Source organism: Enterobacter cloacae complex sp. HYC003_NIDB (assembly GCF_056673375.1).
In genome coordinates this window covers 134,308-147,571 of record NZ_CP114221.1, presented here as the reverse complement: position 1 = coordinate 147,571, position 13,264 = coordinate 134,308, and the positions used below count along the sequence as shown (strand labels likewise).

10 protein-coding genes are annotated in these 13,264 nt (G+C 41.4%); 1 reads left to right on the top strand and 9 read right to left on the bottom strand.

Annotated elements, in window-relative coordinates; genetic code table 11:
• Positions 1–58: 58 nt before the first annotated feature.
• From O1722_RS24260 to trhI, 5 genes are all read right to left on the bottom strand, one after another.
• Positions 59–1,117, bottom strand: a complete 1,059-nt coding sequence (locus tag O1722_RS24260) for an ATP-binding protein (RefSeq protein ID WP_000063335.1) — start codon at positions 1,115–1,117, stop codon at positions 59–61.
• Between the two features lie 57 nt (positions 1,118–1,174).
• The gene (locus O1722_RS24255) at positions 1,175–2,152 is read right to left on the bottom strand and encodes a hypothetical protein (RefSeq protein WP_000810361.1); all 978 of its coding nucleotides are present in this window, start codon (positions 2,150–2,152) and stop codon (positions 1,175–1,177) included.
• Positions 2,153–2,212: 60 nt separating this feature from the next.
• Positions 2,213–2,590, bottom strand: coding sequence for a hypothetical protein (locus O1722_RS24250; protein WP_000120822.1), 378 nt, complete (start codon positions 2,588–2,590; stop codon positions 2,213–2,215).
• A gap of 57 nt (positions 2,591–2,647) precedes the next feature.
• On the bottom strand, positions 2,648–3,520 hold the full coding sequence (locus O1722_RS24245) for a hypothetical protein (RefSeq protein ID WP_000041927.1): 873 nt from the start codon (positions 3,518–3,520) through the stop codon (positions 2,648–2,650).
• Positions 3,521–3,914: 394 nt separating this feature from the next.
• Entirely contained in the window at positions 3,915–5,699 is a 1,785-nt protein-coding gene (gene trhI, locus O1722_RS24240; RefSeq protein ID WP_000517885.1) for an IncHI-type conjugal transfer helicase TrhI, read from the bottom strand.
• Between the two features lie 179 nt (positions 5,700–5,878).
• Between trhI and O1722_RS24235 the strand changes: the two genes are divergently transcribed.
• Positions 5,879–6,751 carry a hypothetical protein gene (locus O1722_RS24235; RefSeq protein WP_000771834.1) on the top strand — a complete coding sequence of 291 codons (873 nt, stop codon included), beginning with the start codon at positions 5,879–5,881 and terminating at the stop codon, positions 6,749–6,751.
• Positions 6,752–6,779: 28 nt separating this feature from the next.
• Here the strand turns inward: O1722_RS24235 and trhN are convergent, their stop codons facing one another.
• The 4 genes from trhN to trhF form a co-directional block, all read right to left on the bottom strand.
• Positions 6,780–9,968: an IncHI-type conjugal transfer protein TrhN gene (gene trhN / locus O1722_RS24230; RefSeq protein ID WP_000776701.1), complete on the bottom strand. Its 3,189-nt coding sequence runs from the start codon at positions 9,966–9,968 to the stop codon at positions 6,780–6,782.
• Positions 9,969–9,986: 18 nt separating this feature from the next.
• On the bottom strand, positions 9,987–11,042 hold the full coding sequence (gene trhU / locus O1722_RS24225) for an IncHI-type conjugal transfer protein TrhU (protein ID WP_181231580.1): 1,056 nt from the start codon (positions 11,040–11,042) through the stop codon (positions 9,987–9,989).
• Positions 11,043–11,186: 144 nt separating this feature from the next.
• The gene (locus O1722_RS24220; protein ID WP_001256132.1) at positions 11,187–12,698 is read right to left on the bottom strand and encodes a TrbC family F-type conjugative pilus assembly protein; all 1,512 of its coding nucleotides are present in this window, start codon (positions 12,696–12,698) and stop codon (positions 11,187–11,189) included.
• Positions 12,685–13,197: an IncHI-type conjugal transfer protein TrhF gene (trhF, locus tag O1722_RS24215; RefSeq protein ID WP_001286760.1), complete on the bottom strand. Its 513-nt coding sequence runs from the start codon at positions 13,195–13,197 to the stop codon at positions 12,685–12,687. Before trhF ends, O1722_RS24220 begins: the two co-directional genes overlap by 14 nt.
• Positions 13,198–13,264 lie beyond the last annotated feature (67 nt).

Genomic DNA, 13,264 nt, shown 5'->3' with positions numbered 1-13,264 from the left:
AATTCAAGATGGGATAACTCTGAGATACAAATATCAGAGGTTTCATAACAAATCCCATCTAACTCGACTTTTTTGCTGTGAAATACTCCAGCGATTTATCCTTGTCTTCGCCAAGAGAAAGATCTATAGCTTGAAGAACAAGATCGACCACATGTAAAGGTAAAGCAGAAGCAAAAGCTATTTTGAAAGTGTCAAGAAGACTAAAGGTTTTTAACGTCATCGACGTGCCAACCCAAGCTACTAATTGACGAATATCCATCACACTGTCTTCTGTACCAGAGTCATTTACTGCAATCGCTACTCTTACGAACTTCTCAATGACCTGAAAAGGCAAAGAGCTATATCGTTTAGTAAGCACATTGGTTAAAGCAACTTTGTCGGGCTTCTCCATTTCAACTATCAAGAACCGCTTTATAAAAGCTGCATCTTGACGTTGAGAAGAAACGAACCGGCGAGCGCCTCCACTCATGTTTGTGTTTGCAGTACCAATAAATCGCGTGTAGCCATTAGCAGTTATAACCTCACCACCATTAGCACTGAGTGACCAGGGCTTACGTTCAATGGGCATGTGAAGTTTTGCTGCCGTATCAGGATCGATTTTGTCCACTTCATCCAGAAGAATGAGGTGACCATTACGAAATCCCGTTACCAAATCGCTGTGTACAAAACCTGTATTACCACCATTAAGACTGCGCTCACCTTCAAGCTCATCAACTCGAATATTGCTGTTGATCTGCTTAATTGTCAGCGGCCAATTCATCATGTGGCTAATGTACATTACCATTTCAGTCTTGCCAGAACCGGACTCACCTTTAAGACACACACTTAAATCTATATCCGGACTGATAAGCAGTTTAACCACTTGTTCAAGTATTCGGGGATTTGGTATGTAGTCTTTGTTCAGCGGAGCTCGATACGAGGTTTTAGTTTTGAAAACAGGCACAGCCATCTTTGGATCCATTTCTGGAATACCAAAAAGGTCCTTTGCTAGAACTAAAAGATACTCACCTTTATCCACATAATGTTTTAACTTTATAACATCCGGGGAAAGAAGAGCTTCTAATTTTTCATAAGCATCAGAAGATGTTTCATTTAACTTCATAGCGGCATTAGACATTTTTAACTCCGGTAAAATGCAAACACCGCCCTCTGGCAGATGTTTGCCAGTGGCATTTTATTTGAGATTCATTTGGCAAATAGTTGCCATCAGTTTCCTGATTTGAGGCACATTATAACCAAGATGATTTCCCACTATTTCAAAAGCTTCAGACATGATCCATTCAAAATGATTTTCGAATATTGGATTTATTTCTAACTTGCCAAAAGCGTTTCGTTTAGTTAACAGATCACATGAAACAAGCTCGTCAAACAACTCTAATGTGGATTTAAAAGCTTTTATGTAAACATCCATAATTTCCCTGTCAGTCCATTTAACAGCCAGTTTTTTTTCTGACATTAAATAATCCTGATCAAAGAAGATGTCCCAGCCCATATCGTCATTGCAATCATGCAAAATGATTTCATCATCATTCCTGCATTCAGCTAATTTCGTGTTTTCACTAATCGAACGATGCGAATGATAATAGAGCCATGATTTTAATTCCGCTCTAAATTCACATGCATCAAGTCCATGAGATAAACAAGTGTATTCAAATGATTTTGACATATACCACCGTGTTTCAGCTTCTAAAAGTGGATTCACTGTGATATTACCATTGTCATCTTTGAAGAATAACTTTCTCCTCAACACTAGTTCTTTAATGATTTCCAAAGACTCTTCCATAGCGGATAGAAAAACAACATACACATCCTCAGGGGTCCATTCTATTACCAGACCACCCAAATCTGGGTTATATTCTTCAACCGAATATAGATAATCTGTTTCTGCTGCAAAATTAATTGTATGCAAAATCTGATTTTTAAGTAATTTGGATTTTTCATAAAGGTGATTTTCACGCCTTTCAGAATCATAATTTATCTCAGAAATGTTACTTTCATCTGATTTAAAGTTTAATCCGGACGTGTATGCATCATTTAAATGCTCTTTGGGTGAATCAACTATTTGCGTTATTTCATCTTCATCTATATCGAATATAGAAAAAAAACTAAGTTGATTACTACTTATTGCAGTAGCCCTAAATTTTTGTTTCATGGGGACTCCAAAAGGAGAAATCCCATGAAGGGATTTCTCCCCTTTAGGGTGGGTTTAATGTCAGATCTGATTAAAGCTACTTTGTCCAAAACCTTTTAGAGGTTTAGGTATGTGAGCCAACTTACTTGTTGCTACCACTCTCATGTAGTCAAGAGGATGTTCTCTCCCTTCAATCATAATAGTATCGACAACAATATAACCGGAGACCATCAACTCATCACCCTGATTTATACCAGTGAAACAGGTTGAATACATTTCAGGCGACACCTTGATTTGAACTGAAAATTCTCTCTCAGTGATTTCACCATCAACTTCTGTCTTCATCCTATTTTTGAGCTTTATTAACAAACCTATACTCTGGTCAGTCATTTTTTTCTCCACAGCACTGATAACTATCCCGGACACTTTTACTTCATTGATATATTCAAGATATGACATTTTCCGCTCCTCGATTTGTTCAAAGAGAAGCCCCGTTAGGGTTCCCCCTTAACAGGATTAAATAAATTTATTAGTTACATACATGAACGTGCAGACTACCAAACAGGCAATTCCGGCAATATGTAACCAATTTCTTGTTGGTTTAGTTGGTGCAATCGCTAAAGAGTTCTCCAACTTCTCTGTTACAAGACGTCGATTCTCTGCTTTAGCCGCATCATCTAAATATTGAGTTTCACGCTTAGCGAGAGTCTCAATTTTCGATTTTATTGCATGGTCCCATCCTTTAGTTTCAAAAACGCTTAACTCACTAAAGGTGTGCGTCATGAGATCTTCTGGGAAACCCAGTTTTTTCATTAACGGACGAATGGTATCATACATTTTTTCTACATTTTCGTAGTGGGCCTTTACTGCGACATCAAAACGCTTACGTAAAGTTAATTTTTCACGTTTGCAAATGATGTCCGAAACCCAATTTATTAACTGCTCATTTTTGAGTTCACTGGCTTTTTCAAGTGAGTAATCCAGATTATCCACGTCAAGAAATGAATTTAATCCGTATTTTTCAAACTCCTCAACAAGATATTTATCCAGTTCAGTTAAGCTTTTAAAAAGTGGTACATCTGGGGAAGCTTTAAGAAGCTTATAAGCTCCTTCGAAATCAATTTTCTTGACCACGAGCTCCACAACATCCACATGATAATAGCTTGAATAAGCAGAAAGCTTTTCGGCCAACAAAGACACAGGCTTAAGAGACTTAAGTTCAATGATATTTGGGCCGTCCTCATTCAAAATAACAATCAGTTCATTATCACGTTCTGTATATTTCATCAGAACTTCTAAGAGCTGTTTGTTTAGCGCCTTATCCATCTCTGGAATAATTTCACTAAAGGTTTGATGAAGGGCTTTACTGCGAGCTTTATTTTTAGACATTTGGGGTCACCTATATATAGTAAGAAGGAAGAAACAAATTTTTGTTTCAACACGAAGGCAAAGCCTGTCATTCATCTCCCGTAAGCTATGAACCGCCTGATTTATACTATCTGGCATTAGAAGTACGCAACAAAAATAGCCCCAGGAGGAGCTAAATTAGTTACGGTTTGGTAAATTCAGATTGCCTTTTGCAGGCATGGGAAGTGCACCAGCGACAAAGGTGACATTTTGCCGGTGGTGTCTTACAGCTTGTTTAAGCTGGCCGCTTTTCACGGCTAAATCAACGCTTAACGCGAAAGTAACTTTAAGCAAAGTTACTCAAATTTGGGAGCTGATATTTAAGCTCATTGTTTTTATACTATAGCTTTAAGCATAAGTAAATGCCCATATCGAATTATTCTGTATAAAGTGGAGAAATTCGAATATTAGCTGCTTCTTTTATCTTTTCTTCACTGCATTCTCTTAAAAAGAAAGAAGGATCACCATACCACATTACAAAAAGTTGCTTTTCTGCACGCGTAAATCCAACATAAAGCAAACGTCTTTCTTCTTCTATTGCCTCCTCCCCAACTGATCTTTTACTTGGTATCTGATCCGCATTACAACTCATTATTATTACTTTATTCCACTCAAGACCCTTTGAACCATGCAAGGTTGATAGGACTACTTTCTCTGGGCTGTATTCCTCGTCCTTCTTCCTAGGGCCTAATGACATTGCAGCAGCACGATTTATCATATTCATCCAACCAGTCTTTTCTGCCCACTGTTTACAAGTGTCTAAAGCAATTTTTGTTAAGGTTGCTGTACCTTTATTACTCCTCATCTTGATTGACGACGATTCCATCCATTTCGTAAGGTTGGCGAAACGTTTTGCTATCTCAACTTTATCAGAACTTTCCTGGGTAAAGCGCACGAAGTTTGAATGTAATGTTTTTGTTTCGAGAGAACTGTCCTCCGGGATGGCAAGGTCGCCAAAAGTAACTTTTCTTCCTCTCATACTCAATGCCACTTCATCCAAAACTGATTCCTGTTCTCCAAACAATGCCAATACTCTCTTCATTAAGCGAGGATCATTTGATTGTCGGAAAAAGGCCATAAGGCTTAACACATCGCTTGTTTCTTTTTCATCCCAGAATGATTTACCTCCGTAACGAATTACTGGCTGTTCGATCAAACTTTCTAGCTCATCCAAGTGAGCATTATTGCGGCTTAGAATTGCCCATCCATGTGGATCCTGATTTATAAGGCTTAAAATACCCTGTATCTGTTCCTCCATATCTACATATGAACGAAAAGTGACCTTTCCCCCTCCCTTTTTTGCCGAGCGTAACTCTTTGGCATAACGGTAAACATTCTTTCCTATCAGTGCTCCGGCCACCTCTAAAATTTCAGGTTCACACCTAAAGCATGTGTTTAAGTAAAATATGTTAGGTCTGAAGTGTTTTTCAAACTGTTGAAATATTTTGACTCCTCCTGAGGATCTGAAGGAGTAGATGGCCTGATCATCGTCTCCAACTATACTCGTATAGACTCCAGCTCTTGTATGCAATGCTATCCATGAGAATTGTATAGAGTCAGTATCCTGAACTTCGTCTACTATCAAATGTGTCAAATCTAACGTGCGCATTTTTCCCGAATGCATTTGACCGACAACAAATTTTGAAAGAGCATTGAGGTCCGCCACATGGTCTTTCTGGCATAACGCCTGATAGGTATTAAACAAATGGATCTGTTGTCTGTTATGCCGAACTGAAATCACATCCGTATCCATTTCTCTGCCGATAGCATCAATAACGAATTCAGCTTCAGCAAACTTCATCGTTACACCGGATTCTTTCAAAGCCCGGTGAATGACAGATCTCTGTGCTGGCCCTATCAACATCTTTCCCGGCCAGCGAATCATGTCCAGTTGCTTCTTAACGAGTCCGTGAAAAGTATCCACCAGCACCCGGTCAAGATCCTTCTTGCTCAATCGCTTTTGTAACTTTGCTGCAAGTGCGTTTGTTGCAGCGCGAGTAAAGGTCACCATCCCGATTCTTGCATATGGATACTTTTTGAGAATCGATATAACCGCTTCTATCATGGTGAACGATTTGCCTGATCCAGGCGCTGCTATCACCATATTGTTTGCGCTAGCATTCTCGATAACAGGTCTTTGCTCTTCTGTTGGCTTACCCATTTCAACCTCATTACTTCGTTTTAATAATTATACATTTTTATAAAAGCGCTTTTCTTGTGTACTGCTGGTTCTACTGGAAATCACTTTTTTTCCTTTTTTATGCAATCAGGTTGTTTGTGAAACGCGTGACTATGGAATAATGGTTCCATCTCCAAAAGACATTACAAAAAGGGCTTTAAATGAAACTTTTACGTTTAGTATCTCTGGTCTCTTCTGTCGTCATTGGTTTTTCCCTATCGGGTTGTGCCGGTGACACCGGCACTACGCCAGGCACCGCTCTGAATGCGTACAGTCACGGCCAGTACTGGCATGCTAATGCAAATGATTCTGTCGCCAAGAATGCCTATTCGTTTGCTGGTTTCGACGTTAATTTTAAGGAGCAAGAGGTTACTCCTGGAGGGGATGCCGACAACTTTCTTTCTAAGTATCTCATCAATAGTTCGATGGGCTACGTAACAGGCGGTCTAAAAGGTTTTGGGATCATGAGCCTCAGCTCTTTGTACAGTTCTTCTGACGCCGAATACATCCAGGTCAATCAATACCTAGTGTTCGTCCCCAATCCAAAAAAATTGCCTTACAATGATGAAAGTTTGGTACGTGAGGGAGCTAAGTATGTTTTTGAGCATACAAAAGCAACTCAGGCCTCATTTGGATACAACCCTGAAAAACAGAAAGCAGCTCTGGCCACATGTAAAATTGATATGGCAGTCGTCAATAAATGGAGTACCTGTGATCTGCCCTCTAAGCCTGATGCTGATGTTTTCCCTACAGATTCAATGTACAGCTTTCAGGCGATTCGCCCCGCAACAGGAACCGAAATTCCTGAGCTAAACCTTCCCGCTGGTGATTACGCTGTAATTCGTTATGTGTTCATCCCATTTAAAGGAAACGAAACAAGCGCTGATTTTTCGGGTATCATTTTCCGTTCTGATAGCCCAAATACAACAACTCCAGGGGGTGTTGCAGCCTCCATCAACGGAAAAGATTATTACCTCTTTACCGGTGAATACGGTAAAAAAGGCTTCCCAGAAAAAACATTGAAAGCCAAGTAATTAAAAAAGGGGCCTAACGGCCCCTTCTTCAATATTTCGGCAACTGCTTGCCCGTAACCGGATCCAGCGTAGTTGAACCTACCTCACATATGGCCGGTCGAGGTAAATAGCTACAATCTACATTTTCCTCTTTTATAGCCTGAGCATTTTCTTGTCTGGCCTTTATCATATTTTCTTCACCGCCCATTGCTTCCTTGGTACGTTCTGATGGAAGTTGATAGTTCTCATTCTGGAATGGTAAGTTTTCCACAATTGATTCTTCGGAGAATTTTGAATATTGATCAGGAACTTCTCCTACCTGAACTGCATCATTAATCCACTCCGTCAGATCAATTTTATCGAAATCCAGTTGCTGTATTTGCTTTATTGATAGCCCCACGCAATTAGAGGCGACAGGGTCTATTCCTAATTGCGGATAAGCTTGTTGCATAATAACGCGTGACAACATGGAATTATAACAGCACATGTCTGTTGCTTTTTTAACGCATTTCTTTGTGAAACCAACATTCAGATATTTGACGCATCGTTCCGTATCTAATGTAAAACAGGATTTTTGATTCTTATGAATAGAAGCTTCCATCTCTTTCTGGTCGCATGCTACCAACATTTCTAAAAGCATTTTAGTGACCTGATAGGCTGTATAAATCCAACCGATCACGTTTAATGCAAGCATAAAGTTTTGAACCGCAGCCGAGAAGACAACCTCTCCTCCGGTAGTAGCAACGTTCTTAAAGACAAAGTCACGAACTGTATCTGGTAGCAATTCGTAGGCTTTCTTCATTGCCATCTGCTTAAGCTGACCTATACCGAAGCTGGACATTGTTTCCTGTGCCAACTGGCCAGCACCTCCTGCCCCTCCAGAAGTTGCGGAAGACCCAACTGCCCTGCTTAGATTACCAGCGACGTTTTCATATACGCTCGTTAAGGAGCTCGTGACGTTGTTCCACATTTGCCCTACTGTTTTACCAGCTGATGCAGTCCACTCTCCGACCGCATTAGACATAGAAGCCCATGTACCTGTATCACCGCCGGTCCATTTTATTAGCTGAGCATTAACTCTGGTCCAGTTTGTGTTTCTGATCATAGATCCGGCAAGCATGATACCTTCAAGTGCTCCTGCGGTTCCCTGTGGTGCTTCGCAGCAGTCCGTCTTTGCCAGGCCATTTACAAAGCCTACTGAACGACCACACCATTCAGGTTTTCCTTCAAAGACGGAACATGAATTGGCATCGTTAGGGTCTTCGCATTTGGCTTCGCCCTGCATGTACTGAACCATGTTTGAATAAGCCGCAACTTTTCCAAAATCGTTGTTCTCTTCCTTTGGCCCAGTTTCGCATGTTCCACCTGAACATGGGATCATGCCAACACAGGCATTTGTAGAAGATTCAACCTCCCGAACTACATCCTTCCCTCTGTCACAGGTGTATTTCTGTTCATACATGTAGCAACTGTTAGTGCCCTCATCGAACCAACCCTCTGCACATGTTTGTTTATCGAGTACACATGCTGCATCATTTTTATAAGCACTACATGCATCAGGCATACTCTTTATTTCTTCATAGTTGTAACAGAGGTCCTTTCCATTAGCGTCTTTCATAATTTTTCCACTAGCGTCATAAGAGCAAATTTTGTCTTTGGCCAATGGATCACAAAAGTAGCCTTCAAGGTTTGTCTTCCAGGTAAGAAATCCTTTATCACCTTCATACAGAGGCTTTGCCAATGAAAGCACGCTTTCCGGAAGCCGTTTTGTGCCAACATCCATATCTTTAAACCGATCGAAACGGCAGAATGTATTCGGAGCTTGTACAGCATCGTAACAACCAGCTGGTTCCTGGACGTGCTTATCTTCGAGCTTCATATTTTCAAAAGTCAGCTCAACCTCAAAATACCCTTCACCCTTCCCACCAACCCATACTCTGGATGCCATTGTCACTTCTCGATCAGGCTCCTCATACACCGATTTTCTGACCTTATCAGTCACATCGTAAACCTTGTCGAGTTTCCACGATTTTTTTAACTCCCAAGATCCCTTAGGAGCCGGATAGTCACTTTCTCGATATGCACCATCTATGTGAGCAAAAATCTGCGTGCCATCAAGTGTTACCCGCATGTGGTCATCCCACTCCGCGTTAACAATCTTTGCTGAGGCCAATTTTGCATCCGGATGGAATTTTAATGTCAGTTCGTTATCATATACCCCGTCACTCCAGTAGTTGTCATCACGGCGACCAAACCATATACGCACACAATTATCGCCGCACATCGACATGTCTCCGTTTCCGCCTGAAATGTAAACAGGGACTGAAAAATCACGGGTTATCGTGCAGCTGCTGAAGTTATCTTGCTTAGGCGAGTTACAGTAGAACTCTTTGTAATCAGGATAGTGTGTGGTTACTGTTTTTTTAGAGGTCTCAACATTACAGTTCTGAAGCCAGTTTCCAGTACCAGCAACAGCATTTGTTATCTCATTTCTCCCCGCAGTAAACATGGGATCGTTAGGCTTTATAGATGATGCCGGGTTGTCCTTGTTAGCATTTACGAGGGTGCGGTAGGCAACGCCATCATAACTTTGAGCATCAAATAACTGGCTTTTCCGATTCTTTATATCGTTTACAAAGCCATCCTCATCCCCATAACGATCTGCGGCATTGAACTTAATATCGCTGTGCTTTTGCTCTGAGCTGAAAATCTCTCCGGTATTTGTTTTGGTTCCAGGAGTAGTATTGGGATTACTGCTTATACCAATGTTGCCATTAGCATCCCGAGAGAGCAGCTTTGCCCCTTCCTTGGTATAGTTTGAATTGATTGTCCCTCCAGACATACTCGGCAGTTGTACGGCGCTACCAATGGACTTTCCATCGGATGCGGCATTTTTCATGACACTTTCATTTGAGTTCCCTGCCCCATACTTTCCGAGATTAAGATTAGCGGATTCGGCTTTACCCACGTATTTCTCGGTGATCTTCCCACTGACATTCTCGCCTGAATCCGCATTCTTGTACTTCTCAACAATGTCCTGAGCACTGGTTGTCGCATTGCGATTTGCGTTAGGATTAGCAAGATTAAAGTTACTTTCGAGCTGGTCAAATATAGCGTCTGCCGCATAAATACGAGGAGTCATTACCATATTTATGAGAGAGATATAAAAAGCCCAACTCATAGTATTGGCAATCATTGATGCAATAATAGTTGAAGCTATCGTTTTTCTAAGTTTCATTATTTTTACCCTTAGAAATCAAGCGCCTGGTATATATCTGACGCAACAGTCATTGTAACGCCACAACATATAGACATAATTATCATTGCCTATTTTTTTGCGCCCACCTTTAAGGGTTGACCAGTCATGTACCGAATCACCAAGACGATGACAGCAATCCGGCCCTTTCGCCTCAGGAGTTGGGAAAAGCATTGAAAGCCGATACTGGGAACGAGGTGTAAAGTATTCCCACGTTTTCTCACACATTGCGTCTGCTCCCATCGTTCGCATCAGCATTCCCTGGCGATGTAGTTTAGTCAGAAGACGCTGGGTTATCAGTGAACTCGTCCTTACAGCGTCATCATTTGCGTAAATGTGGCCGGTTAATGGATAAAGGTTGCCATCGCATCCGGCACAAAAGTATGCAGCGAGATTATCCTTTCCTGCTGTTACTGCTACACAGTCAGCAGCGCACACCATTGAGGCAATTGGGTTTGCAAAAACTACTGCCTCTGGATTCAGGACGAGTGTAAGCAGATCACTTTCCCACATAGGGTCCACTTCGCTTATATAGGTCAGGCTGGCATCTATATAGGGTTCAGCAGTGCACTCGCCAATAATCAGTAATTTGAGCATTGTCATGATTGGGAACTCCCAAAGATGAACATCGTAAAATCCGGCTTCAGTTGCTGTCATTGGCTGATTTGTGTTGCTTTTACCAATATCAAACTGCGATTTTTGAAGCATCGTGCCTTCAAGAAAGGGGCTGCACCAGGGGCTCTTTACAACTTCTACAATCTTCACCGGCTGAAAGAAGCTCAATTGCCAACCTATTTCCGGTACGCCGTTCTGATCTGTGCAGTAGCAACCCGGACGTGAAGGAGCAGCGCCTTCTGGAGCTGCCCCTATGCCCATTATCCTCATGGGAAAAATGCAGCTCCAACAGATATTCTTAATCAAGCCCTGCCACACTCCAGCTGACTGACACATAGCCCCAGGGACTCCAGCATCTGCTGCCATAGCCATACCCGGTATAGAAAGCGAAAGCATAACTGCTACAATGAACTCTAAAAGTAACTTTTTGAATTTTTTCACCATCATGCTCACTTGGATGTAATAAATGTTGCAACACTTTCGATATAGTCGACGGCTTTGGTAAAATAACTTCTCATCTGGTCCGGATAATTTAGCGTCAGCCATGTTGCAAAGAGAGCGCCTATAATAAATCCGAGTTTCATCTTATTTTTCCTCTGAAAGATTTGGGGCTCCGATACCACGGACTTCTGCCTCGCTAAACAGGGTGATCCGGAATTTATCTTGGTCAGTAGTTATAAGCGCAGGTGTGTTTTTAATCTGAAAGCGTGAGATGATCTGTTCGTTAACTTTAAACACCTTACCGTTAAATTTTTCACGTAAATCATTTAGGTGATCCCATCCATTATCTTTTTGGATACGGGTAAACATTGGCATTACTTTTCCACTACCCAGACGTTGTCGATACTGCTGCTCAGCCCATACCAGCTGGCCCGGATTGAGTGGATCGAAAATTATCATCGTCAGGTTTTGAGGAAATCTCGAAAGTGGATTAATCAACTCACCGGCGGAAGCTATTACACGGCCCTGCTTATCTTTTACGTCCTGAGTGACCCTCACTGTAGGGTCAATTAAAAATTCTTTGTGTTCCTGGGCAGGAGGGAGGTCGACCATCCATTGATTTTTCCATGTGTCAGAAACGGCCCTTTTTTTTGCACCTTCCCAGTCATATTTTTGTGCACGTTCTTCCAGTTCTTTAATGATGCTCTTTTCTTCAACGGGATAAGTGGTACCAGCAACCGGGAAAATATCCTGATCGGGTTTTTTAGCAAGTTCTCGCTGAAAAAACTCAACGTTGAAGGAGCCTACCATTTTTGCAAAACGAGCTTGCTCCCTAGAAATAATTGTCGGTACTTGAGTTACTTGATACTGACTGAAGCTATCAGGATCAATTGTAATCAAAGGAGATTCAAATTTTCCTTTGACAATCATTTGGTTTATTGCTGCCTGTGTCTCTGGTAGCCGAGTAGTTCCTTTCTTTAGACCATTGAAAACTACACGAGCTTTATGCTCTGAGGCCGTACGTAGAAGGTCTTCCAGTACATAATCCGGCAAGCTAAATGAAGCAAAGATCGTTATTCCATTTTCAGTTGATAGTGCTTCTTCACGTGTGCTATCCATTTTTCTTTCGAAGTCAGCAGCTGTGATGCCCGAGGAACCAAACAATTTTTCGATATTTTTAGATTGTCCTCGCATGACTTCCGGCTTATTTTCCACAGCTTTCAGAGCCGCTTCATTAAGGCTGGCGTTTTCTTGAATTTCATCACGTCTTCTAATTATATCGTTGACAGCTTCAGAGTTATTACTTTGGGCCCTGATAGCCTGGGTATGGTCTATAACTGCTTGAACACTATCCGCATTCATACCGGGGACGTAACCACGGTTTATTTGCTTGCTCAGGTCCTGGTTTTTTTGGAGTGCTTCAGCTTGCGCTATGTACTTCTGCACATCTGGTGATTTTAGCGTAGCATCAAGGCTAAGAGCCCCATCTGGCTGCTGTGCACCTTTAGCCTGTGCCCCAAGCCCTTTTGCTTGCTGAGCGATTAGGTCAGCATCATGTTGATACTCAGTGCTTGCATTTGTATTACTTAAAACTGCACATAACGCAAGTCCAGGAAGTATTGGTAAATATTTTTTATTTACATTAAAAGATCGCATATGTTTTCCCAATTACTGAATTCAGCTTTACTGTTCCCCAAAAACGGGAATCCCATGAGTGATCGGTTTGCCCAATTAGGAAAACTTCGCCTTCAGGAATTATCAATTCTTTTTCAATCAAAATGGACGGAATATTGTATTTCTTCGAAATACGACGTGCATTAGCTTCAAAAAATTTGTCCCCGTTATAAACCCCATCCATTGTTACTTTAAGTTTGTCACCGCCCACACCGGCAACAATTTTTATGACTCGTTCATTTTCTGGGATAAAACGTACCGATTTCGGCATGTTAAATGCTATGAGTTCACCAGTTTTAATACTTTTATCCGAATGATCAATCATATAAAAATCAGCAGGCAGGCACCCATTCAATAAACCGTATCCAAATGTATAACGGGTGAAAAAGACACACATAACGAGAATCAGCAATAAAATATTAAGGGGGACATACCAATCCAGTATAAGCAGCCCTCTCTTTTTAGGTATGTAGTCGCTCATATTTTTCTCACTGGCACTGAAGAATATTTTTACTAGGCAGATGCACCTCTATCCAAGTAATTATTAT